Here is a 22,142-nt window from a genome sequence, read left to right as displayed (position 1 = left end):
CTCTTGAGAAAGAGCACAGCAATTTACTTTACACGAAAAAGGACGATAACGATTTGTTTTATTTATGCAAAAAATGGTGATCCACGACAGCCGATGGAAAAAGTTGACCCCAAGAACCTACATAAATAGGTGGGCGCCATATGAAAAAGCCCACGGGCTTCATCAGGGACAGCTCCCTTGGAGATCACTAAGGTCTCAGGAATGCGTTATTTCCTGTCGAGAAGCGCAGAACACCTCGCTCACTATAAAACAGTTTGAGATCTTCTGCTAGATATAAAATGATTCCAACGCAATCTCTTTGGGGCTGTGGTTTTTTTGCACGTTGCTGGATGCTTGCTGGGGGCGAGGAGATGATATCTGATGGCGGTGGCGTGCTCTTTTTGATCTATTTTTAATGAGACATGTGATTTTTCATTTATGATAGTTTTTAAATTTTCTATTGTAGATGAAATAAGTTCTTTTCTATCAACACCTATCATGTAATTTAAATAGAAATCAGCAATTGTAAAACCTTGTAAATAAAGATAGTAAGACATGTATTGACCTTGTTTTTTTATCCATTTTTCTAATTCAGGTAAATTTGCAACTTGTGCTGCTTTAATGAAATTTTGATGATATTTTACGTTAAAACCTTTTAGATCAGCTTTTGAAAAAAAATTTCTTTTATCTTTAATCGCTTTTATATTGAAGGTAGCTCTTGTAAGTTCAGAGAGACTTTTCATTACTGGTGTAGGTAGTGTGTCATATTTTCTTAAAAGATCTTTCTTTTTTATGAAGTGTCTTTTAAGCATATCGCTAACAACCTCATCTTTAGCTTTAAAGAAATTTTTAGATAAAACAATTTTATCGGATTCATCTTTTTTAATGATATTTCTTTTTAATTTTTTTAAGTATTTATCGTAATGATAAAGTTGTTTTTTTGTTTCTGGATATGCATTAAAATGAAAAGCGTTATTAGGAATTAATTCATTATATTTATAAGCACGGACAGCAAAATTTTCTTTTTTCTGTTTAAATTTCTTTTCCGCTTGCCATTTTTTCAATTCTCTGGTAATTTTACGGATATTCTTAACAGGAACAGGCACACTTGGTACAAATTTATTCATTGTTTCTATACCAAGTGTAGTGTTAAGATGTGAATTTGCGTATTTAATACGCTTTTTTAATTTGTTTAGTTCACTTATTTTTGACATTGTCGATCCCAATGTTATCCCCTGTTTGAAGCCCTCTGTTGCAAGCAGAGGGCTTGTTTGTTTATAGATTAATATTGATGTTCATTATCGATACCAGCTCCTAATATTTTCATCATATACCAAGATTTATCTTTTTTAATGAGACTAATAGAGATATTTAAACCTTTATTATCACTTGGTAATCCGAATTGATTTACGATTTCAAAAAAGTCTCTTAAAGCAGTATGTGCAGTGACAAATAGAACACGACCATCATTTAAATAAAGGTATGCAACATCTTGTGATGAAATTTTACCGTCATTATTATTTTTAATAGGATATTCTCGCTTTTCAACTAAATAACCGACAACAGTGCATTTAAATTCATCATCATTGTTTTCTCTTTTATAAGCATCTTTAAAGAGTTTTGGGTGTTTGTTTAAAAGATCTTCAATGCGTTTTTGAAGTTTTTGAGCATTTGGGGGTAATATTTGAGCACTTTTCAGTGGCTTTGAGGGTGGTGGTTTAAGTTGTTTGCGTGGTGGTAAGTTCAAGAGCACATGGTTAAGGTCAAGCATGGTAAGTTTAACCGCGGGTGGAAGATGAAAGCATGTTTTGCCTATGCTTCAGTATAGGTGGGGTTAATGCAAGGGTGTTAGCAATGTCATGAAGAGCATGTTTAAAGGGGCTGGGGTGTTTGTTCGTCTAAAAGAACTTCAATGCGTTTTTGAAGCTTCTGCATTTGTGGGTAATATTCGAGAGCCTTTTCATAGGCTTTGAGGGCAAGCTTTGGGCGTTCCGTTGCTTCCATAGTAACGCCAAGTTCAAAAAATGCCATATAATTGCGTGGTTCAAGTTCGACCGCATGGTTAAGGTCAAGCATGGCAAGTTTAAAATCACTCAGTTGAATATGAACCCAAGCACGTCTTATCCACGCTTCAGCATAAGTGGGGTACAGAGCAAGGACATTATCAATGTAATCAAGGGCAAGACCATAATTGTCAGCACTGATAGCATTTTCAGCCCATGACATCAAAAGATCAATCGTCTCACTGCCCGATTGTGACCATAAACGTTGAAGCTGTTGACCTATCTTTCTTGCTTGCTCAACATTCGCACAAGATTTTAATTCTTTCAGTAAACGTACAACTTCTGCTTCTTTGCGCTGTTTAACTCTGTCAGAATGGGGTGGGGTGTTTAAGTCAAAATCTTCAAGAATGGTCGCGGATGAATCAGATGTTGCTGGTCTTGAAGGGGAAGGGCTGGGGAGGAGGTCATCCAGCGGTATCAGCAATTGCGGAGAAGGAGGATCTTCAGGGAGTGAAGGAGGACTTTGCCCGTATCCAGCAGAAATTAAACAAAAACACTCTACAACAGCAAGTAAAAAAACTGCAAAAGGACGCAAAGTTCTTTGCTGGAAAACAACCCCCCCCCGTAATCGCAAAGATTTTAAAAAAATAAAAAACCTCATCGCGACAAGTCCTCAAACCACAAACGATCAAGCAATGGCAATCAAGCGATGACGATCAAATAATGGACCTGTAATCCCAAAACAAACTTTCAAAAGCTAAAAGCTCTCATGCCTACAAAAAGTAGGCATAAAAACCATCAGCCCTCATGCACCATTAAGATTGACAGAATATCAACCTTGACGTGCTCTAAAACGTGGATTCGTTTTATTGAGAATGTAAACACGACCTTTACGACGCACCAAACGATTGTTACGGTGACGCTCCCTTAGTGCTTTAAGCGAATTTTTAATTTTCATCATACTCACCGTTTATACACACTTGTGTGAACTCATATCATAATTTTAGTCTTATAACCTCAATACAACACCACACTGCTCTCTTATAAACCAATGTGCGTGCCTCTTGAGAGACTGTTACGACATCATACTCTCTACTTTTTCATTGTGACCAAAAAAGGAAAAACGCATCCCTTAAAACAAAGACACGCTTAACAGATTTCATTCGTACAATGAAGAAGCGAAAATTGCAAAAAAAACTGAAACCCTTTTAACAAGAACTCTTCTTCTTGTCAATGGACTATCCCTTAGTTAAATCCCTTATGCTGTCTTCATTGGAAGAGAAAAAGAGATGCGAAAATCTCAAAGCTTCTTTCTGCTTTTCTTGTGCTTTCACGATTTTGGTGAGCGTTGCAGAGAGTTTGAGAGGCGGAAAGTCTCTCATTCTAAAAAGCGTAGCGAAGCGACATATAGGGAAGAGAACGCGCCTCCATATAGCGCTGTAGTGACCAACCTATACGAGTAAGCAAGCTTAATAAAAACAACAATTTTCCATAACTAGAGTTGTCCATCATGACACGTAGTGGATTGTGGGCAACTTGTACCTGTGAAAGCTAGTTGTGGAATATTGTTCAGCCGATTTATAAAATATTTATTATGTATTTTCTATTTTATTACTATTTATGTAAACTTCAATAAGACGATTAAGAAAATTACCACCATCCTCATTGAGCTTATCAGCTAAAACCCAAAAACTGTCTCTTACTTCTGGTTCAACTGCAAGTGTTAGTCGTGCTGTTTTTAAGCTACGTCTTCTACGTCCAACACACGTTTTGTTTTCTACATTATGACGTGTTGTAAAGCCATTTTTTTGACCTATCTCACCTAAAACTCGTTCATTTACTTTTTGCGCTTTTGTAAATGGTTGTAAATTTTCAAAATTAGGTAACGGAACTTCAGCTCTTTTTGTCATGCTACTTTATCCTTTAATAAATTTTCAGTCTCTAATACTTTCACAACAGCATTAGCAAAAACCGTTGCATTTTCTTGTGCTGCTTGAGGATTATTCACATCAGAGGATGATAACTCAAAGAGTGATCCCCCTATCTGAAAAAGAGCACTAAAAGCTCCTCTTTCAGTTAATGAAGCAGGTAAAATAGGAACATTAGCTTTTTCTAACGTTTTCTCTATATATGCTGTCCTTCGCGACTGTTTAAGGTATTGGTCATAGAAAATACGATACGAAAAGGTATTTCTCTTTTAAAAAAACTGACTCTGTTGTTTTATTAAAGCAATGATCTTTCCTATCTGATCTCCATCAAGTTGTTTTTTTCTCATAGGAACCAAAACTAAATCCGCTCTCCCTATAGCAAAAGAAGCCGCAAGATTAGCAGAACCTTCAAGATCAACAATAACAAATGGAAACTTTTCTACAGCATCATCAATGCAAGAAACAATATTCTGTTCTGTAATATCTCCAGAAACTTCTATATTTTTGGGCGGTGTATCTACAGATCTTTTCATCCATGTCACAAGTGGTTGATTTGGGTCTGCATCAATTAATTTCACCTTAGATCCAGCTTTAGCAAAAACGTTAGCTAATACTAATGCCATTGTGGATTTTCCAACACCACCTTTTGTTGAACACATAGTAATTACAGGCATTAAGATATTCCTTATTCAATGAATAAACACCAAATAAATATTTATATGTTGTTAATTTCAAATAAGGTATGATCTGGTGTGCACATTCCAGTATGCAAACGAGTTTATTTCACAATTTCGTTTCTTAAGTGTAATTGATTTTTACATTACTTTTATATATATTGGATAATTATATAGTAAGAGGAATTTTTTATGCCTTCATTAACAGTTACAGCAAAAGGACAAATTACGCTGAAGCGAGATTTACTACAGCATCTTGGTGTTAAACCAGGTGAGAAGATTGACTTTGATAAACTACCAGGTGGCGAACTTCGTATAAAAGCATCACAACCTACAAGCACAATTGAGAGCTTTATTGGACGATTTTCTGGAAAACTAAAAAAACCTCTAACCATTGAAGAAATGAACGAAATTACGGCTTCTAGTTGGGCTGGGAAAAAATGAAGATTTCTGTAGATACAAATGTTCTAGCTCGTGCTGTTTTACAAGATGATAAAAAGCAAGGGGAAGTAGCAAGTAAGATCTTAAGAGAAGCTTCTCTCATAGCTATTTCTCTATCTTGTCTATGCGAACTTGTTTGGATACTTCGCCGAGGTGCAAGACTATCAAAAGAAGATGTAGCTGGAATGTTACGCGATCTGCTAGCAACCAGTAATATAGTGATGAATAGACCAGCTGTTGAAGCAGGACTTGCTATTTTAGAGGCTGGTGGTGATTTTGCTGATGGAATTATATCTTATGAGGGAAATTGGCTAGGTGGTGAGACGTTTGTTTCGTTTGATAAATTAGCAATAGACCTGTTAAAGAAAAACGGACAGTTAGTAAAACTCCTTTCTTAATGAGTAAGCTAATACCTATAAAAGAATAAGCTATAGATGTGGATTTTCCAACACCACCTTTTGTTGAACACATAGTAATTACAGGTATTAAGATATTTCTTATTTAGTGAATAAACACTAAATAAATATCATTTATTTATTACGTATTTTGTACGTAAATAATAAACATATTTCAATGCATCACGTCATGGAAAAGAACTATCAAATTGGCGCAGTTTATCTTAATGTTCCAATATTCTTGGCATGGTAATGATAGGCTTTATTTTCGTAAGCTTGATGTTTTTACGTTCAATAAATAAACGTAAGGTGTTCACACTAACTCCTAATGTCTTAGCAATACGGTTCTGTGATAAACCAACATTTATAAATGCTTGAATTTCATCAATGTGATTGTCCAGCTTTAATTGCGTAGCTTTACTTACTTTTGACCGGCCAAGTTTTATACCACGCTGACGAGCAACATTTAAGGCTTCTTTTGTGCGTGTTTGAATTAAATGCCGTTCAATTTGTGAAACCTTACCCCTCCAGCTATACGCGGATTTCCTCCCGATGGAGGTTTACTACCACTATCTTTAAAAGAGTTTCCTGTCATTTTAGAAGCATTTACATTGTTACCTGCCCCTGCCGTAGCCCCACCGCCTACCCCACCAGCAGCAGCTGGCGCTCCTGCTCCAGTAGTTGCTGCTATAGAAGCTATGCTCGCAGCTGCTCCTACAGCGGCACCAGCCATTGCTCCAATAGTTGCACCACTTCCACCACTTGTTCCAGAAATTAAACCAGCAATAATTTCTGGAAGAGTCTTTGTGAGAGATGGTGCTTTTCCTCTGTTTCCTCTTCCTTTGATTATGTGTGAGGAGGCGTTTTGTTAGAAAAATACTCTCTCATCAAAATCTAGTGGCTGGCTCATCAAAATTTTGTGGCTGGTCCTGTTAATTGGATGACATGCCCCATTTTGCGTAGAGGTTGTGCAGAGCTTTTACCATATAAATGGACCGATGTGTTGTCTTGTGTGAGAAAATATTTGAATTCACTGAGATTATTGCCAAGAAGGTTGATCATTTGGCAATTGCTATGACGGTGTGTGCTGCCCAAAGGAAGCCCGCAAATAGCACGGATATGTTGTTCAAATTGTGAAGTTATACACGCTCTTTGCGTCCAATGACCAGAATTATGAACACGAGGTGCCAATTCATTCACTAAAAGATCTCCATCTATCAAGACAAAAAATTCAATGCAAAGAACACCAACATAATTGAGAGCATCCATCACCCTTACACTTATTTCTTGCGCAAGTTTTTGCACTTTGAGCGGAATACGTGATGGAACAAATGATTTGTGAAGAATGCCGTTTTTGTGCAGGTTTTCAGGGCAATCATAAAAAATATGCTCCCCTTGCTTCGTGCGTGCTGAAAGAACCGAAATTTCCGATAAAAAAGGAACAATTTCTTCCAAAATCGAGGGTTGTTCCTGAAAATTCTTCAAGGCTTCGTCAAGCGCTTGCTCATCTGGATGATTCAGCATGATCTGGTTTTTTCCATCATAGCCCAAACGGCGGGTCTTCAAAAGACCACGTTCGCCTAACGATGAAAGACCTGAAAGGAGAGAAGAAATGTTGTCAACAGCATGCCACGATGCCGTTTGGATGCCTTGCTTTTGCAAAAATTGCTTCTCAAAAAGCCGATCTTGCGTAATTTCTAATGCCTTGGAAGAGGGATAAACATTTTTGGCTTTCTCTATATATTGAACCGTTTGAAGTGAAAGATTTTCAAACTCATAGGTCACAACATCACACACAGAAATAAAATGATCTAATGCCGAAAGATCATCATAGGCAGCAACAATATGGTCGTTGGCTGTTTGCGCAGCTGGGCAATCTGCTTCAGGGCAAAAAACAACCGTTCGAAATCCTAGTTCTGCTGCCGCTATGGCGAGCATGCGTGCCAATTGTCCTCCGCCTATAAAACCGACTGTGCTCCTTGGAGGTAACATAGTGGATGCAAGGGATGTGTCGGATGTGGTGGATGTGGTAGGTGCGGTGGATGTGGTGGAAGATTCTGTCATCTTAAACCTCAGTTACTGGAGTTTGTGCAACACTGGCTGTTTGTTGCTGACGCCAATCTTGTAACCGCTGTGCAAGCATATCGTCGTAAACAGCCATAACCGCTGCAGCTAAGAGCGCTGCGTTAATGGCACCGGCTTTGCCAATCGCTAATGTGCCAACCGGTATGCCTGCTGGCATTTGCACAATGGAAAGCAGTGAATCTTGACCAGATAAAGACTGTGAGTGCACTGGAACACCAAAAACAGGAAGAGGCGTGAGTGCTGCTAACATACCAGGAAGATGCGCTGCACCTCCCGCACCGGCTATCAAAATTTTAAAACCTGATGCTTTTGCCTCTTTCGCAAATTGGTAAAGCCGTTCAGGGGTTCGGTGTGCCGAGACAATCTGCGAAATATGAGAAATACCAAGGCATGTCAAAATATCCGCACTATGACGCATTGTTTGCCAATCTGATTGGCTGCCCATTAAAATCGCTACATCATATGATTTTTTAGCCATTTTATATCCTTTTTAAATGTCCAATGCGATTCTTCTCCCTTATTTTGTAAGAGTTGTACACTCTCTTTGCAAAGTCAATTGGTGATACCCCAACAGTTTTTCAACCGTGCTTTTAGGGTAGATTACAAAGTTTACAGACAGAAAATTTACAAGCATTGACAAAAATTTGAAAGGGCATTGACAAAAATTTGAAAGAAAAGTGATGGATCCTTCCTTTTCTATAAACAGTGTTTTTGGTGCAGAGAATACTTTTTATCAAAAATTTAAGCATTCTCAACTCTGTGGATTTCTTCGAATGTGTCAATTTCAAGCCAAAAATCTCAATCACGTTCGGGTGCTCTGGGAATATATCCAGTTTACTCTAGTTATTGAGAAAACACCCTTTTGTGGGAGAAAACACCCTTTTGTGGGAGAAAACACCCTTTTGTGGAGTGATGCTTAAAACAATCTTAGATTTAAAGTAGAGACTTTCCCCTCCCGTTTCAGGAAAAGGGGTGCTCAGCGTGTTTGTTTTGGGAAAGGGGTATACGAGATGAGACAAAAGCTTTTTTTGATTTTCGGTTTATTACTCTAAAATCACGTTTTGAAAACAAGATTTGCCAAAATATACAATGAGAGTGATTGGGGAGAGTGATTGGGGAGAGTGATTGGGGAGAGTGATTGGGGAGAGTGATTGGAAACGGGCGATGGTTGTCGGAAATGAATAGTGATAGCGCTTGTTGTAAGGCTTTCAGACATTCTTGTGATTCTTTATTGCCTAAAGTGAAGAGAAAGAGTCATAAAATGTAAAAAGTGTAGCAATTTGAACCATTGCTTGTAAGAGAAAAAAATAAATGGCAAAAATGCGTTTAAAAAATAACGAGAGGCCATTGTGAAAAGACACATGTGAAAGTCTCAATATTCAGTACATGATATTTATTTCATCATGCAAACCATTCTTTCAGTGTTAGAAGAGGCAAATAGGCTCTTTTGCTTGTTACTAAAGGAAAATATAGGGTCAAATCTTTTGTTGATTTTCGCTTCTCGTGTCCTATATGCCTCTTATATCATTGTTATCTTGAAAAGTGAAGGATGAGGTGTTAATAGTAGGTTGACCGTCTCTTTTTTGCCTAATTTTGTAATATGTTACACGACCAATAAGTAAGGAAAGGAGACTTCAAGCCATGTTTCTTCCATTTTTAATTGCTTTAGGTGCAGCACTAACGACGATATCTGGCAAGAAAAATATCAGTTATGCCTTATGGACGATTTTGTTGGTTGTCATTCTTTTCACTTTTAATCACCACGCAACTTCGTCTTTGAACTTGTCTTTTTGAGAGAATAGCAATGGAACATATTGAACAAAAAAATCTTTATTTTGTTATATTTCTGAATACATTAGGGCTTATTGGGTTATCCACTGTCTTGGTGATAGCCTTTTATTATCAGCTGGTGAAGTTTGAGTTACCTTGTCCCCTTTGTCTTCTTCAACGCGTTGGTTTGATGCTTGCAGGATGTGGGTTCTTACTCAATATTCACTACAAAGTGAGAAATACCCATTATGGTATGGTTATTCTCGGTTGTATGGTCACCAGTGCTATCGCTGCAAGGCAGGTGTTTTTGCATATCACACCAGATGATCTTGGATATGGCTCAACATTTTTTGGGTTGCATTTTTATACTTGGGCGTTCATTATTTCCGTCCTTTGTACTCTTGCGGTTTCCATTGTCATGATTTTAGGTGAAGTGGCGCACAAATTTAAAGTATTTTCTCCTTTTCCCATCTTGAGTAGGACAGCAAGTTTCTTATTTGTGTTTTTGATTGCAGCAAATTTGATTTCTACCATACTTGAATGCGGTGGTGGGCAATGTGCTGATGATCCCGTGAGATATGAGTTGTTGTCAAACTGGTTTCCTTCCTGATCTTAAAGTGTTTTTTCAATAAAATCTCCGGATATGTATCTTAATGGTGAGAGATAAAGAGGCGGTGATGTCTCCATTGGTGCCTCTTTTTTATAAAACTTCTGAGGGAAATCTAATCTAGATTTTTGATTTTTCCAGAGTTTTGATTTTCTTTGTAGAGTATCGCTTTTATCAATCCGCAACATTGAGCTGCTGTATTCTTTATGCAAAAGCCCCTTGCCAAATGCTCAAGAATTCTACACATCGAAAACTTTATCATAAGTTTGTCTGGAAAACTTTTTGATTAAGATCTTCACACCTCTACGATGAGATTTTTTTACTCTTGTACCTTTAAAATTCTGTGTTACGCGGACTCTGCAGTTTGGTATTCATTAATGCTTGAGGAGTGTGTTCAATGCTTCTAGAGCTGTGGATTTCAAGTTTAGAAAGCTCTTGTTAAATGGTTTTCTTTTAGGGTCTGTTTGTGATGAATGGGTCTTTCTTTTTAAGTGTTTTTTTTTGCTTATATGCTTGGCAATACAACCCATTCTTTTTCCATTTTCATGTATCGATTGCGTTAGTCTTTGTGCTGAGAAAGAGACAAACATTTTAACGCTGTTCTTACAGCAGAAATAGAGTGAATCAAAAAGAAATCTTCCTTGTTTTAAGAGTTGCTAGCTATATTGATAAAAACACCCAATAAGATCATTTTTAAATGTTGGAGTACAGGTGACAGAGATTATCTGAGGGGTTATCTGACCGTGCTGAGCAGTAAAAATGGTAAGGTGGATGAATTTTCGTCCATTCCATATGTATCAAACTGTCATAAAAAATATATTTTCAGGGTACTTTTGTCAGAGGTTTATTTTACTATTTTCTGTAAATATGTAAAAGCGTAAAAATGTGAATCTTTAAAAGAGTAACGCAAAGACGTAGGATATGAGGCGTGCTTTTGTGAGCGTGTATATGTGGGGTGAAGGAGAGGACGGAGGCGAAGGAGAGGTCGAGAGGGAAGAGAGGTTGGGGTGGGGAGAAAAGAGTGCTAAGGGGAATAAAAGGAGCGTGAAGATGAGGGTATGAGGGTGGAACAAAATTTTGCAAATGAGAAAAATCAAATGAAGCAAAACGTGGAGTGAATGGCTGAAGGAGAGCTGGACTTGTGGAGTAAAAAAGAGGTATAAAGAGCTTGTGGGAATGTGTTGACAGTTTCTTGTTTCTTTTTGAATCTGCTCAAAAGTCATGTGCATCATGAACTAAATTGGGGGACTAAACAGGGAGACTGAATTGAGGCGCTAAAGCTTTTTGAGAGCGTCAAGGAACCAATGTAATAAAGAAAAACCTTTGCCTTTTTGTTGAATTTTTGTTCACAAAACTAGCAAAATAGGATATGAACGCTGAAAAATAACGCACGGCCTAAAAGGCATGTGCACTACAAAGGAAATTGTTTTTTTATGTCAAAAGAAGAAGTTTTGGAATTTTCTGGTATTGTGACCGAACTTTTACCTAATGCAATGTTTCGTGTGAAATTAGAAAATGATCATGAAATTATTGCTCATACCGCTGGTAGAATGCGCAAAAATCGTATTCGTGTGTTAGCCGGTGATAAAATCATGGTGGAAATGACCCCTTACGATCTGACAAAAGGGCGCATTATATATCGCTATAAGTAAGTTATGGGTGATGGTTGTTTTCTGTAAAACCTGTTCGTGTTGTGTCTAAAATACCTTGAAATATCTTTTTAGAAATGAAAAATGAAAAGAAATAGAAAATACAGTGATTTTAGAGCGGATATGGTTTTTCCAAGCACGGGCTCGCACGTGCAATTGTGTCGTGATTTGGAAAATAGCCTTTTGATCAAAGCCAACAATGTGTGAAATCAATCTGTAAAGGATATTTTTAGCACCAAAAATTGGGTAAGGGCTTAAAAGCATTCTGAGGGGGCTAAAATGAGAAACTTAAAGAAAACCTTCTTAGGAAAAGAGCGTGTATCGGAAAATCCTGTCCAAGAAATCAAATTGGTGCTTGCTTCTGCTTCTCCGCGTCGCTTGGCACTCTTAGCGCAGATTGGGCTTGATCCTCATGAAGTGTATGCAACCGATATCGATGAAACACCAAAATTAAGAGAACATCCTGCCTCTCTTGCAAAACGGTTGGCTAAAGAAAAAGCGCTTAAGGCACAAGAAATTATGCTATGGCGCAGTCAAAATGATCTAGGAGAAGCATCAGCTCAGAAAACTGTCATCTTGGCTGCTGATACGGTGGTTGCTGTGGGGCACACCATTCTTCCCTCACCAAAGGGTGAAGATGAGGCATATGAATGTTTGCGCTTCCTTTCTGGACGCTCTCACAAGGTCTATGGTGCTATTTGTGCACTCAATGAACGTGGAAAAATAACCGTGAAATTGGTCGAAAGTCGTGTTCGTTTTAGACGGTTAACTGCGCCTTTGATGGATGCCTACCTTGCTTCTGGAGAATGGGAAGGAAAAGCTGGTGGTTACGCTATTCAAGGAATAGCTGGTGCTTTTGTCGTCTATATTGCTGGCTCTTATTCCAATGTGGTTGGCTTGTCGTTGGCTGAAACAATGGATCTTCTTACAGCTTATCACTATCCAATGCTCCCTCATTGGACCGGAGAGATCCGTTAGAAAAACTTATGCCACTGGCTAAAACAAGGGAGTCGTGTAAAAACAACAAAAGCAGAACAGTAAAATGAAAAAAGCAAACAGCAAAAAATGAAAAAAAACTGCCAAAAAATCACACAGATACAAAATGCCAAAAGAGTCAGATTTAACGCAAAAAAAGACATCTCTAACGCGTCCTCCGCGTCCTTGTCCAATTTGTGGTCAGAGGGCACAACAAAATGCCTATCCTTTCTGTTCAACACGATGCCGCGCAGTTGATCTCAATCGGTGGCTTTCGGGTGCTTATATTTTGCCGCCGCCGCCGCAAACAAGTGATGAAGAAGAATAGAAAGTAGCAAGGCCTTTCAAAATGTTGAAAATAAGGTTTATGGTGCAGGTAGAGATTTGCAGCTGGTGGGAGAAGTCAGGCATTTTTTAAAAAATGAGGGGCGTTGGAGCTGGAAAAAGATCAGGTGTTTGAGCTCTCATGAAAAGATTTTTTGCACGTTGAGAAACTTTAGCTTTTGAGAGCTGTTGGCAGGTTATGTGAGTCTTAGAGAGAATTAACTCTTTGACGTGAAGAGCGGATAGAGGTTTAGCTGCTAGGAGAAGTGAGGCGTCTGAAGGAGCAAAGAATTTTTTAAAATGAAAGCATTCTTTTATCTAGAATAAAACAATTAGGGTTAAAAATAATCAGGAAAGTGAGAAAAACAGTGGTGAGGAGGTAAAAAACTATCCCTCACGCTGGTTTTTTTAATCAAGGTGAGGGATTTGTATCTGTAAGGAAGAAAGTTAGTTTGTTTGCATAATTTTCCAGCTTTTCCCATCAGACATATACATAATTTGCTGTCCTGAGGTTATTTTTTTTGTACCGTGATTGTCGTGAATTGAGGAACTCAAGGCTGCTCGATTGTCCACAAAAATTGATTTCCACTGAAATGCGCTAGGAGATGGGAAAAAGATATTGGGTGTCCAAGCACCATCTTGTAAATGGATGACGATAAGCTCCTCTTTTTTTAATTTATCCGCAACAGTTTGTGCCGACAGGTCTTGCCTGTCGACAATGGGAATCTCTGGAATACCGGGAGAGGCTAATCCCCCAAGGTCGCTTATACTATTCATGCACGTACTGAACTTACATAATATTTGGACGACGTAAGGATCTTTACAGTGCCCTTCAGCAGAGGCCTTTATGAGCGCTTGGTATTTGTAATCAGCTATAGGGCTGAAAAAGGTGGAACTTTGCGGACTTAACACATAACAGGAGGAAAGATGCCTCTTCCAGCGTGAATGGTCTTCAACAAAACTCGAAGATTTATGCAGTTTACCAAATGTGTTTGGAACTTCGATGACACCGACTTTTGTTGCTTTACCAGCTATAAGGTCAATTATTGTTCCTGTAACCAGATTTCCCTTCTTGGAAACATCTAATCTGTACCGACGTCCAATCTTCCACGGAAATTCAATTTCACAGCGCACTCCTGAGCCTTCATGAGTAAAATGTTTACATTTATCACTTTTCCATCCCGTCGCATTCCAGATAGAGAAGTGTATGGTGCGGGTCCCTCTGTTGAATAAACCAATATGTCCGCTTTTTCCATTTCGGAACTGAAATTGGTTCCCCCAGAAATAGATGGAGTTAGGTCCACCATCATGGGTTATTTGCTGAAAGAAAGAAAATGTATCGAATGACATGTTGTCAGGCCATTCGTGTTGCATTGTAATAACTTTACCGGCAAAAACAGCGTAGCTTGGTTTGCTTATGAGAAGGAATAAAAAAATTAAGAGTATCTTTTTTATGTTGTAGTACATATTTAACTCCTTTCTTTCAATAAAGACAGTGTAATTTTATATGTATTGAAGTATATATTCAATATTTTGTTAAGTAAAAATATAAGTAATATTTTTAGATAAACTACATTTTGTAAATTAATACTTTTTATAAAGAAAGATATGTTTTCATGTATTCTTCTGTTGTTAAACTTCTTAATGATAGAGTCTTGATGAAGGAGATAATGGTGGCGTTTGATGGATAAGGCTTTGGTGATGGTGTTTGATGGGGGGCGTTTATAACAAAACCGCAGCTTTGTTGAAAAATGACATTACGTCGTTCTCTCCCTCTTGCTATGGAGCTTGTGAGGACCCATATTCCTTTTAGCACTACGGCTATTCTTCATGCAGCCTCGTTCATAGTGTTTTGTGATGAGCGGTTCTTTTTTGGGGGTGTCTTGGAGAGTTAAAGTGCGGTGGTGGTGCAAGAAAGGGAAAAAAATGAACTTGGAAAAATATAGCGAACGGTTGCAAGGTTTTTTACAATCAGCACAAAATAATGCCCTTTCTTCTGATCATCAGCAGTTTATGCCAGAGCATTTTCTCAAAGTGTTGTTAGAGGATTCTCAAGGATTGGCAGCGTCACTGATCCAAAAAGCGGGTGGTGATCTGTCTCTTATTCAAGAGGATCTCAAGCAAGCGCTTGAGGCTTTGCCAAAAGTGCAAGGGGGAAATGGGCAACTTTATATGTCACAGCCGTTGGCTAAAGTCTTCGCAATGGCCGAGGATCTTGCTAAAAAAGCCGGTGATCAGTTTGTTACTGTCGAGCGTATATTACAAGCGCTTATCATGGAAAAATCCGCAAAAACAGCTGATATTTTAACAAAGGGTGGTTTGACCCCGCGAGCGCTTAATCAAGCTGTTGATGCTCTGCGTAAAGGAAAAACAGCAACAAGCCCCCATGCCGAGAGCCAATATGATGCTTTACAAAAATATGCGCGCGATTTGACAAAAGATGCACGGGAAGGAAAACTGGATCCTGTTATTGGGCGTGAAGAAGAAATTCGCCGGACTATTCAGGTTCTCTCACGGCGGACCAAAAATAATCCTGTTCTCATCGGTGAACCTGGAGTTGGAAAAACCGCTATTGTTGAAGGGTTGGCGCTGCGTATTGTTAATGGGGATGTACCTGAAACTTTGCGCGATAAGCAACTCTATGCTCTGGATATGGGAGCGCTTATCGCTGGCGCAAAATATCGTGGGGAATTTGAAGAACGTCTCAAAGCTGTACTTGCTGAGGTGCAAGCGGAAAACGGTCAAATCATTCTGTTTATTGATGAATTGCATAATCTCGTTGGTGCTGGAAAATCCGATGGCCCTATGGATGCTTCTAACTTGTTAAAACCAGCACTTGCACGCGGAGAACTCCATTGTGTGGGGGCTACGACTTTGGATGAATATCGCAAATATGTCGAAAAAGATGCCGCTCTTGCGCGTCGCTTCCAGCCCGTCTTCGTGCCTGAACCAACGCTTGACGATACAATCTCTATCTTGCGCGGTATTAAAGAAAAATATGAACAACATCACAAAGTGCGTCTCGCTGATAGTGCTTTAATTGCGGCTGCGCGCTTGTCTAACCGTTATATTACTGATCGTTTCTTGCCCGATAAAGCCATTGATTTGGTAGATGAAGCGGCGGCGCGGTTGCGTATGCAAGTCGATTCAAAGCCTGAAGAACTTGATGCACTTGATCGGCGTATCCTCCAGTTGAAAATTGAACGGGAAGCTTTGAAAACAGATGTGGAGCCAACGGCAAAAGAACGTCTCAAAACTGTGCAGGATGAACTGAATACATTGGAACAACAGTCTGCGGAAATGACAACCGCTTGGCAGGCTGAAAAACAAAAATTAGGGCATGCCGCCGATTTGAAAAAACAACTTGAAGAAGCACGTAATGCTTTAGCTATTGCACAACGTGATGGACAGTTTCAACGGGCTGGAGAGCTCGCTTATAGTGTCATTCCTGAGCTCGAAAAACAATTGAGCATTGCTGAAAATGATGATCAACAAAATCATCTCGTTGAAGAAACTGTTACTGCTGAACATGTTGCGCGTATTGTTTCACGCTGGACTGGTATTCCTGTTGATCGTATGCTTGAGGCAGAGCGAGAAGCACTCTTGCGTATGGAAGATGAAATTAGCACACGTGTGGTGGGACAGGGCGAAGCCGTTCAAGCTGTTTCCCGCGCTGTACGCCGTGCGCGTGCGGGGCTACAAGACCCCAATCGCCCACTCGGCTCCTTCATGTTTCTCGGTCCTACCGGTGTGGGAAAAACCGAATTAACCAAAGCGCTTGCTGCTTTTCTCTTTCAAGATTCCAATGCAATGTTGCGCATTGATATGTCTGAATATATGGAAAAACATGCCGGTGCGCGCTTGATTGGAGCTCCGCCCGGATATGTTGGTTATGAAGAAGGCGGCGTGCTTACCGAAGCCGTGCGTAGAAGACCTTATCAGGTCATTTTGTTTGATGAAATTGAAAAAGCCCATCCCGATATTTTTAATCTCTTGCTACAAGTGTTGGATGAGGGGCGCTTAACCGATAGTCAAGGACGAACCGTCGATTTTCGCAACACTTTGTTGATTATGACTTCAAATCTTGGCGCTGATTTTTTAACTGCGTTACCTGAAGGGCAAACAACTGATCAGGCAAAAAATGATGTTATGAATGTCGTGAAAGCTGCTTTTCGTCCTGAATTTCTTAATCGTATTGATGAGATTATCCTTTTTCAAAGATTGCAACGCAAGGATATGGAAGCTATTGTTGATATTCAGATCCAACATTTGCAAAATTTGCTCAATGAACGCAAAATAATCTTGCATATCGAACCAGAAGTCCGACAATTCCTTGCCCATAAAGGCTATGATCCCCTCTATGGGGCGCGTCCTCTCAAACGGATTATTCAAAAAGAAATTCAAGATCCCATGGCAGAAAATATCTTGTTTGGAAAAATTCATGATGAATCAACCGTGACAATTGCAAAAGAAGGTGATCATTTGATTTTTTTATCTGAAAATTAAGAAAATTCTCATGAAGAGGAATATGCCTATGGTGGAGTATGGCCATAAGCTTGACAAAAAATGCTCATGAGAACATAAAAAAACTTGACAAGGTAAATCTCAATAGGTATCATAATGATACAATCGGAATTGCGCGTTTTTGCAAAGCGTATGAAATGATGGGGTAGGCGTTCATTACGTGGAAAGAAATCTTCTGTGAAAAGTGATGCTTTTTCGGGTTTTGTCTATCGGTTCTGTTTTTTTCCTATCGGTTCTGTTTGAGAGTACCTGCTGGAATCTGTAAGATTTTAGATCTTCTGCTTGCCAAAATGGTGTATTTTGCACTCTCCTAGGGTAGATTTCAAGTGAGAGGCAGTGGTCAGTTTATAATACTTGAATTTTATCGATTTATCCGGAATTTTGTGCGTTCATCAATTGGGCTTTGTTGTGTCATCAATAAGTTTCTATCTGATTGAGGAATTTCTAGGAGTTGTGTTTCTCTGAAAAGGAGATGGCCTAAGTCATCCGAGTGGTTTTGATCTTTGGTCAAAAGGCTCTTGGTTGTGCGTGGAATTTCGTTACTGATTTTTACGCTCTTTTTTATGTTGTGCAATGCGTTTCTCTTTATTTGAAGGAACAGGATGATGGCAGATGAACGTTGCCTTCCTTTACGCCGAAGAGGGCGGCCAAAAGGTGCTTTAAATAAAACAACAACGCGCTTTAATGAAGCCCTTCTTACAGCTGCTGAACAAGCCGGACATCACTATGGTGAGGATGGGTTAGTCTCTTATCTCCAATATCATGCCTTGAATAATCCTGTGCCTTTTTTTTCGCTTCTGGCTAAAGTGTTACCTCTACAGGTGACGGGAGAAATGGGAGGTGATGTTAAAACAGTTTCACGTGTTGAAATTGTACCGGTGAAGGCAAAGGATGCGGTGTCTGTCAAGAAATTGTGCGGGCAGGAAATGAAAAACTCTGATACTTGAAAATTGTGGTGTTTAGGGAGATTTTCAAGACTGTAGAGTTTTGGGAGGGTGGTCTTTGAAATGTACGGTTTTGTAAACTGTTGTGTTTATAGTGTTATTTTTGTGCTTTTTACAAAGCTGTTCCCTCTGCAGGTGACGGGAGAAATGGGAGGTGATGTTAAAACAGTTTCACGTGCCCAAAATTGTACCGGTGAAGGCAAAGGATGCGGTGTCTGTCAAGAAATTGTGCGGGCAGGAAACGAAAAACTCTGATACTTGAAAATTGTGGTGTTTAGGGAGATTTTCAAGACTGTAGAGTTTTGGGAGGGTGGTCTTTGAAATGTACGGTTTTGTAGACTGTTGTGTTTATAGTGTTATTTTTGTGCTTTTTACAAAGCTGTTCCCTCTGCAGGTGACGGGAGAAATGGGAGGTGATGTTAAAACAGTTTCACGTGCCCAAAATTGTACCGGTGAAGGCAAAGGATGCGGTGTCTGTCAAGAAATTGTGCGGGCAGGAAACGAAAAACTCTGATGCTTGAGAATTGTGGTGCTTGGGGAGATTTTCAAGACTGTAGAGTTTTGGGAGGGTGGTCTTTGAAATGTATGGTTTTGTAGATCGCCGTGTTTGAGGATTCATGACAACAGCGCAAATTGCTCTCATTCCAAAGCTACTTCCTGTCTTTACTGGAAAAGCTGATGTGCGTGCCGCTTGGGGAGGACGGGGATCTGGGAAAACACGTTCTTTTGCCCTCATGTCTGCTGTGATCGGATATCGGCATGGAAAGGCTGGTGAACGGGGTATTATTCTCTGTGCACGACAATTTCAAAATTCACTCAATGAAAGTTCGTTGGAGGAAATTAAACGGGCGATTGAAGCTTATCCTTTCCTTCGAGATTATTATGAAATTGGTGACAAATATATCAAGTCAAAAGATGGACGTATCGTCTATGTTTTTGCAGGGCTTGATCGTAATATCGCAAGTATTAAGTCAATGGGTCGTGTTTTCCTCTGTTGGGTAGATGAGGCAGAACCCGTGACGGAGACCGCTTGGCAAACACTTATTCCAACTTTGCGCGAAGAAGGAAAAGATTGGAATGCCGAATTGTGGGTGACATGGAACCCTTGTCATGAAAATGCTCCCGTGGAAAAACGTTTCCGCAATGTGAATGATCCCAATATCAAAGGTGTGGAAATTAATTGGCGCGATAATCCTCTCTTTCCCCAAAAACTAAATCGTGATCGAAAGGCGGATTTAGAACAAAGACCTGAACAGTATAATCATATTTGGGAAGGGGAATATCTCCAATCTGTTCAAGGTGCTTATTATCAAAAAGCGTTGCTTGAAGCTTCACGCGAAGGGCGTATTACTACTGTTCCGCGTGATCCGCTGATACAGATCAAGATCTTTTGGGATATTGGAGGAACAGGGGCAAAGGCTGATGCTACCGCTTTGTGGGTAGCGCAATTTGTTGGACGGGAAATCCGTGTTCTCGATTACTATGAAGCACAAGGACAGCCTCTCTCAGAACATGTTGGATGGGTGTTTCAGAGGGGGTATGATAAGGCGTTGATGGTCTTGCCTCATGATGGCGCAACCAAAGATCGTGTCTATAATGTCAGTTTTGAAAGTGCTCTTCAACAAGCTGGTTTTCAAACCAAGGTGATTCCTAATCAAGGCGTGGGGGCCGTTAAAATGCGCATCGAAGCTGTTAGGCGATTGTTTCCTGCTATATGGTTTAATCGAGAGACAACACATGCTGGCCGAAAAGCGCTCGCTTGGTATCACGAAAAGCGTGACGAACAGCGTAATATCGGATTAGGGGCTGAACATGATTGGGCAAGCCATGGCGCCGATAGTTTCGGGCTGATGTGTGTGGCTTATGAACAGCCCAATGTTCGTCCCCGTAAAAACGTTTATCGCTCGTTTCACCATTCTCAAACTTCATGGATGGCTTTTTAATGAATATTTCTACAGACTCTTTTGATCCCTTAGAGACGCTTGAACATCAGGCGCTCTTTAAGAAACTGGTCGGTTGGTATCACGATGATATTGTGCATGTTGAGCAATGGCGCAAAAATGCCCAAGAGGACTACGATTTTTATAATGGGCGGCAATGGAATGCGCAAGATCTTGCCGTGTTGCAAGAACAAAATAGACCGGTTATGACCTTTAACCGCATTGCCCCTTTGATCAATGCGGTGATCGGTACCGAGCGCAATAATAAACGACAAGTGCAATTTATTCCACGCCAAGAGGGAGCGGCTTTTGCTAACCAAATCCTTACTGGAGCGGCTGAATGGTTTCGTGATGAGGCTGATGGAGAGTATGAAGATTCGGATGCTTTTCAAGATGCGATTATTTGCGGAATGGGCTGGACAGATACCCGCCTTGACTATGAAGAAGATCCACAGGGAAAACCGGTGATTGCACGATTGGACCCGATGAAAATGGTCTGGGATGCAAGTGCTGTAAAACCAAATCTGATTGATGCACAGCGTGTATGGTATATTGATGAAAAACCACTGAACGTTGCTCAAGAAATGTTCCCCCACATCCATTGGAGTGATCTTAATGCCGATTGGGTTAAACAATGTACGTTTTTACCTCAAACGGGGAGTGGTGAGAGGCAAAGCTCTTATGGTGATGGGGATGATGCGAGTAGTTATCAACGTCCTAAAATGGTTACTTTGGCTGAATGTCGTTGGTTCGAACGCGAGGTTGTTTATAGAGTTCTTGATCCTTTAAGTGGGAAGTTTATCGATTATTCGGAACGAGATTTCCAAAATTTTTGTAAAAATTTTCCGCATCTTCAAGCAACGCGGTTGACAAGAAAAGTTGTCAAACGGGCCTTTTTGGGCAAAAAATTGCTCGACGCACCCGATAAACCTTTGGTTCCGCCTAACCAATTGGGTTGGGAATGTATTACCGGTACCTTTGATAAGTTGAGCCGGCAATTTTATGGTATTGTGAAACCAACAAAAGATCCACAACGCTGGGCAAATAAATATTTTAGTCAAATCATGCACTTGCTGAATAGTCAGTCTAAAGGCGGAATTATGGCTGAACGGGATGCTTTCGATGATGATCGACAGGCTGTGGAAAGTTGGGCGAGGGCCGATAGTATTACTTGGCTTAAAAGTGGAGCTGTTTCGGGTGGAAGAATCCAACCTAAACCCGTTGCCCAATTCCCGCAGGGCTTCTTCCAGCTGTTTAATGAAGCAAAAAGCGCTATAGAACAAGTCACTGGTTTGTCTTCTGAATTCGTTGGGACAAGGGCGGTGAACCAACCAGGAATTCTTGAAGAACAACGCCGCCAATCGTCACTCAATTTGTTGGCTTCTTTCTTTGATGGTTTGCGTCGATACCGGCAACGACAGGGAAAAATTATTCTCTATCTCATTCAAAATTATCTCTCCGATGGGCGATTGGTACGTATTGCTGGGGACGAAAATGCGCAATATGTTCCACTCACACGCGAAATGATCACCAGTTTGGAATATGATATTGTGGTCGATGATGCTCCAACAAGTCTTAATGAAAAAGAGCGGACTTTTGCCATTATTATGCAATTGCTGCCTTTGATGCAAAATTTTGCAACTCCAGAGATTATGCTTGATCTTTTACATTATTCGCCTTTGCCAGCTTCGCTTATCCATAAAATTGCCATTAAAGCGCAAAAGCAGAGCGTAGAGAGCCCAAGTGCTCCTTTGCAGGATAGTGCCCATGCTGGAGGGGTGTTTGGTGGTAATGCTGGCGTTGAGCAGCTGTTGCAAACCATTTTGCAGAGAGAAAATGCGTAAAGATAAACGGCTTCATTTGAAAAAATATCATTTTATTGTCCAAAAAAGAAAAGGCTAACA

23 protein-coding genes, 1 other RNA gene and 1 pseudogene are annotated in these 22,142 nt (G+C 39.9%); 13 read left to right on the top strand and 12 right to left on the bottom strand.

All coding sequences use genetic code 11. The features are described from left to right. Positions 1–74: 74 nt before the first annotated feature. From ssrS to J7R13_RS09480, 7 genes are all read right to left on the bottom strand, one after another. A non-coding RNA gene (gene ssrS / locus J7R13_RS00230) (6S RNA) lies at positions 75–235 on the bottom strand. A 7-nt stretch (positions 236–242) separates the two neighbouring features. After that, positions 243–1,193 (bottom strand): hypothetical protein, encoded by a 951-nt coding sequence (locus tag J7R13_RS00225; protein ID WP_208436950.1) that lies wholly within the window; start codon positions 1,191–1,193, stop codon positions 243–245. A gap of 68 nt (positions 1,194–1,261) precedes the next feature. Then, entirely contained in the window at positions 1,262–1,750 is a 489-nt protein-coding gene (locus tag J7R13_RS00220; RefSeq protein WP_208436949.1) for a hypothetical protein, read from the bottom strand. Positions 1,751–1,851: 101 nt separating this feature from the next. After that, on the bottom strand, positions 1,852–2,643 hold the full coding sequence (locus J7R13_RS00215) for a tetratricopeptide repeat protein (protein ID WP_208436948.1): 792 nt from the start codon (positions 2,641–2,643) through the stop codon (positions 1,852–1,854). A gap of 171 nt (positions 2,644–2,814) precedes the next feature. Next, entirely contained in the window at positions 2,815–2,940 is a 126-nt protein-coding gene (ykgO, locus tag J7R13_RS00210; protein ID WP_011181208.1) for a type B 50S ribosomal protein L36, read from the bottom strand. Positions 2,941–3,574: 634 nt separating this feature from the next. Beyond that, positions 3,575–3,892, bottom strand: a complete 318-nt coding sequence (locus J7R13_RS00205; RefSeq protein WP_208436947.1) for a hypothetical protein — start codon at positions 3,890–3,892, stop codon at positions 3,575–3,577. A 287-nt stretch (positions 3,893–4,179) separates the two neighbouring features. Next, a complete protein-coding gene (locus J7R13_RS09480; protein ID WP_281432469.1) occupies positions 4,180–4,584 on the bottom strand; it encodes an AAA family ATPase in 405 nt (134 codons plus the stop codon). A 192-nt stretch (positions 4,585–4,776) separates the two neighbouring features. On the opposite strand from J7R13_RS09480, the gene J7R13_RS00195 reads away from it, so the two are divergent. Both J7R13_RS00195 and J7R13_RS00190 read left to right on the top strand, forming a co-directional pair. Continuing rightward, positions 4,777–5,028 carry an AbrB/MazE/SpoVT family DNA-binding domain-containing protein gene (locus J7R13_RS00195; RefSeq protein ID WP_005864558.1) on the top strand — a complete coding sequence of 84 codons (252 nt, stop codon included), beginning with the start codon at positions 4,777–4,779 and terminating at the stop codon, positions 5,026–5,028. Next, complete coding sequence (locus tag J7R13_RS00190; RefSeq protein WP_208436946.1) at positions 5,025–5,423, top strand: type II toxin-antitoxin system VapC family toxin; 399 nt, start codon at positions 5,025–5,027, stop codon at positions 5,421–5,423. Before J7R13_RS00195 ends, J7R13_RS00190 begins: the two co-directional genes overlap by 4 nt. A 221-nt stretch (positions 5,424–5,644) precedes the next feature. Here J7R13_RS00190 and J7R13_RS09475 read toward each other — a convergent pair. The 4 genes and pseudogenes from J7R13_RS09475 to purE form a co-directional block, all read right to left on the bottom strand. Next, positions 5,645–5,944 (bottom strand): annotated as a pseudogene (locus J7R13_RS09475) (recombinase family protein); the annotation flags it as partial. Then, the gene (locus J7R13_RS09775; protein WP_208436945.1) at positions 5,914–6,153 is read right to left on the bottom strand and encodes a hypothetical protein; all 240 of its coding nucleotides are present in this window, start codon (positions 6,151–6,153) and stop codon (positions 5,914–5,916) included. The gene J7R13_RS09775 and the pseudogene J7R13_RS09475, both read right to left, overlap by 31 nt. Positions 6,154–6,329: 176 nt before the next feature. Continuing rightward, a complete protein-coding gene (locus tag J7R13_RS00180; protein ID WP_208436944.1) occupies positions 6,330–7,484 on the bottom strand; it encodes a 5-(carboxyamino)imidazole ribonucleotide synthase in 1,155 nt (384 codons plus the stop codon). A gap of 1 nt (position 7,485) precedes the next feature. Beyond that, positions 7,486–7,983: a 5-(carboxyamino)imidazole ribonucleotide mutase gene (gene purE / locus J7R13_RS00175; protein ID WP_208436943.1), complete on the bottom strand. Its 498-nt coding sequence runs from the start codon at positions 7,981–7,983 to the stop codon at positions 7,486–7,488. Between the two features lie 1,163 nt (positions 7,984–9,146). On the opposite strand from purE, the gene J7R13_RS00170 reads away from it, so the two are divergent. From J7R13_RS00170 to yacG, 5 genes are all read left to right on the top strand, one after another. Beyond that, positions 9,147–9,299, top strand: coding sequence for a DUF5993 family protein (locus tag J7R13_RS00170; RefSeq protein WP_208436942.1), 153 nt, complete (start codon positions 9,147–9,149; stop codon positions 9,297–9,299). Between the two features lie 10 nt (positions 9,300–9,309). Continuing rightward, the gene (locus tag J7R13_RS00165) at positions 9,310–9,885 is read left to right on the top strand and encodes a disulfide bond formation protein B (protein WP_208436941.1); all 576 of its coding nucleotides are present in this window, start codon (positions 9,310–9,312) and stop codon (positions 9,883–9,885) included. Positions 9,886–11,315: 1,430 nt separating this feature from the next. Further along, positions 11,316–11,534, top strand: coding sequence for a translation initiation factor IF-1 (infA, locus tag J7R13_RS00160; RefSeq protein ID WP_004856585.1), 219 nt, complete (start codon positions 11,316–11,318; stop codon positions 11,532–11,534). A gap of 276 nt (positions 11,535–11,810) precedes the next feature. Next, complete coding sequence (locus J7R13_RS00155; protein ID WP_208436940.1) at positions 11,811–12,509, top strand: Maf family nucleotide pyrophosphatase; 699 nt, start codon at positions 11,811–11,813, stop codon at positions 12,507–12,509. Positions 12,510–12,633: 124 nt separating this feature from the next. Then, a complete protein-coding gene (gene yacG / locus J7R13_RS00150; protein ID WP_208436939.1) occupies positions 12,634–12,834 on the top strand; it encodes a DNA gyrase inhibitor YacG in 201 nt (66 codons plus the stop codon). A 443-nt stretch (positions 12,835–13,277) separates the two neighbouring features. Here the strand turns inward: yacG and J7R13_RS00145 are convergent, their stop codons facing one another. Then, positions 13,278–14,297 carry a DUF3472 domain-containing protein gene (locus tag J7R13_RS00145; RefSeq protein WP_208436938.1) on the bottom strand — a complete coding sequence of 340 codons (1,020 nt, stop codon included), beginning with the start codon at positions 14,295–14,297 and terminating at the stop codon, positions 13,278–13,280. Positions 14,298–14,756: 459 nt separating this feature from the next. On the opposite strand from J7R13_RS00145, the gene clpB reads away from it, so the two are divergent. The 6 genes from clpB (at position 14,757) to J7R13_RS00115 (ending at position 22,082) form a co-directional block, all read left to right on the top strand. Continuing rightward, positions 14,757–17,336, top strand: coding sequence for an ATP-dependent chaperone ClpB (clpB, locus tag J7R13_RS00140; protein ID WP_208436937.1), 2,580 nt, complete (start codon positions 14,757–14,759; stop codon positions 17,334–17,336). A 623-nt stretch (positions 17,337–17,959) separates the two neighbouring features. Then, on the top strand, positions 17,960–18,301 hold the full coding sequence (locus J7R13_RS00135; protein WP_208436936.1) for a hypothetical protein: 342 nt from the start codon (positions 17,960–17,962) through the stop codon (positions 18,299–18,301). Between the two features lie 60 nt (positions 18,302–18,361). Then, positions 18,362–18,553, top strand: coding sequence for a hypothetical protein (locus J7R13_RS00130; protein WP_208437286.1), 192 nt, complete (start codon positions 18,362–18,364; stop codon positions 18,551–18,553). Positions 18,554–18,620: 67 nt separating this feature from the next. Beyond that, positions 18,621–18,812: a hypothetical protein gene (locus tag J7R13_RS00125; RefSeq protein ID WP_208437285.1), complete on the top strand. Its 192-nt coding sequence runs from the start codon at positions 18,621–18,623 to the stop codon at positions 18,810–18,812. Between the two features lie 103 nt (positions 18,813–18,915). Next, positions 18,916–20,241 (top strand): PBSX family phage terminase large subunit, encoded by a 1,326-nt coding sequence (locus J7R13_RS00120; RefSeq protein WP_208436935.1) that lies wholly within the window; start codon positions 18,916–18,918, stop codon positions 20,239–20,241. Next, positions 20,241–22,082, top strand: a complete 1,842-nt coding sequence (locus J7R13_RS00115) for a portal protein (RefSeq protein WP_208436934.1) — start codon at positions 20,241–20,243, stop codon at positions 22,080–22,082. Before J7R13_RS00120 ends, J7R13_RS00115 begins: the two co-directional genes overlap by 1 nt. Positions 22,083–22,142 lie beyond the last annotated feature (60 nt).

Source organism: Bartonella taylorii 8TBB, assembly GCF_902825155.1.
Classification (GTDB): Bacteria; Pseudomonadota; Alphaproteobacteria; order Rhizobiales; family Rhizobiaceae; genus Bartonella; species Bartonella taylorii_A.
This window is presented reverse-complemented; position numbering and strand designations above follow the sequence as displayed.

What these genes read in the sequence shown, in the direction of transcription:
- J7R13_RS00225 (WP_208436950.1), bottom strand. Translation starts at nt 1,193, where the DNA reads ATGTCAAAAATAAGTGAACTAAACAAATTAAAAAAGCGTATTAAATAC.
- J7R13_RS00220 (WP_208436949.1), bottom strand. Translation starts at nt 1,750, where the DNA reads ATGCTTGACCTTAACCATGTGCTCTTGAACTTACCACCACGCAAACAA.
- J7R13_RS00215 (WP_208436948.1), bottom strand. Translation starts at nt 2,643, where the DNA reads ATGAGGTTTTTTATTTTTTTAAAATCTTTGCGATTACGGGGGGGGGTT.
- ykgO (WP_011181208.1), bottom strand. Translation starts at nt 2,940, where the DNA reads ATGAAAATTAAAAATTCGCTTAAAGCACTAAGGGAGCGTCACCGTAAC.
- J7R13_RS00205 (WP_208436947.1), bottom strand. Translation starts at nt 3,892, where the DNA reads ATGACAAAAAGAGCTGAAGTTCCGTTACCTAATTTTGAAAATTTACAA.
- J7R13_RS09480 (WP_281432469.1), bottom strand. Translation starts at nt 4,584, where the DNA reads ATGCCTGTAATTACTATGTGTTCAACAAAAGGTGGTGTTGGAAAATCC.
- J7R13_RS00195 (WP_005864558.1), top strand. Translation starts at nt 4,777, where the DNA reads ATGCCTTCATTAACAGTTACAGCAAAAGGACAAATTACGCTGAAGCGA.
- J7R13_RS00190 (WP_208436946.1), top strand. Translation starts at nt 5,025, where the DNA reads ATGAAGATTTCTGTAGATACAAATGTTCTAGCTCGTGCTGTTTTACAA.
- J7R13_RS09775 (WP_208436945.1), bottom strand. Translation starts at nt 6,153, where the DNA reads ATGGCTGGTGCCGCTGTAGGAGCAGCTGCGAGCATAGCTTCTATAGCA.
- J7R13_RS00180 (WP_208436944.1), bottom strand. Translation starts at nt 7,484, where the DNA reads ATGACAGAATCTTCCACCACATCCACCGCACCTACCACATCCACCACA.
- purE (WP_208436943.1), bottom strand. Translation starts at nt 7,983, where the DNA reads ATGGCTAAAAAATCATATGATGTAGCGATTTTAATGGGCAGCCAATCA.
- J7R13_RS00170 (WP_208436942.1), top strand. Translation starts at nt 9,147, where the DNA reads ATGTTTCTTCCATTTTTAATTGCTTTAGGTGCAGCACTAACGACGATA.
- J7R13_RS00165 (WP_208436941.1), top strand. Translation starts at nt 9,310, where the DNA reads ATGGAACATATTGAACAAAAAAATCTTTATTTTGTTATATTTCTGAAT.
- infA (WP_004856585.1), top strand. Translation starts at nt 11,316, where the DNA reads ATGTCAAAAGAAGAAGTTTTGGAATTTTCTGGTATTGTGACCGAACTT.
- J7R13_RS00155 (WP_208436940.1), top strand. Translation starts at nt 11,811, where the DNA reads ATGAGAAACTTAAAGAAAACCTTCTTAGGAAAAGAGCGTGTATCGGAA.
- yacG (WP_208436939.1), top strand. Translation starts at nt 12,634, where the DNA reads ATGCCAAAAGAGTCAGATTTAACGCAAAAAAAGACATCTCTAACGCGT.
- J7R13_RS00145 (WP_208436938.1), bottom strand. Translation starts at nt 14,297, where the DNA reads ATGTACTACAACATAAAAAAGATACTCTTAATTTTTTTATTCCTTCTC.
- clpB (WP_208436937.1), top strand. Translation starts at nt 14,757, where the DNA reads ATGAACTTGGAAAAATATAGCGAACGGTTGCAAGGTTTTTTACAATCA.
- J7R13_RS00135 (WP_208436936.1), top strand. Translation starts at nt 17,960, where the DNA reads ATGGCAGATGAACGTTGCCTTCCTTTACGCCGAAGAGGGCGGCCAAAA.
- J7R13_RS00130 (WP_208437286.1), top strand. Translation starts at nt 18,362, where the DNA reads ATGTACGGTTTTGTAAACTGTTGTGTTTATAGTGTTATTTTTGTGCTT.
- J7R13_RS00125 (WP_208437285.1), top strand. Translation starts at nt 18,621, where the DNA reads ATGTACGGTTTTGTAGACTGTTGTGTTTATAGTGTTATTTTTGTGCTT.
- J7R13_RS00120 (WP_208436935.1), top strand. Translation starts at nt 18,916, where the DNA reads ATGACAACAGCGCAAATTGCTCTCATTCCAAAGCTACTTCCTGTCTTT.
- J7R13_RS00115 (WP_208436934.1), top strand. Translation starts at nt 20,241, where the DNA reads ATGAATATTTCTACAGACTCTTTTGATCCCTTAGAGACGCTTGAACAT.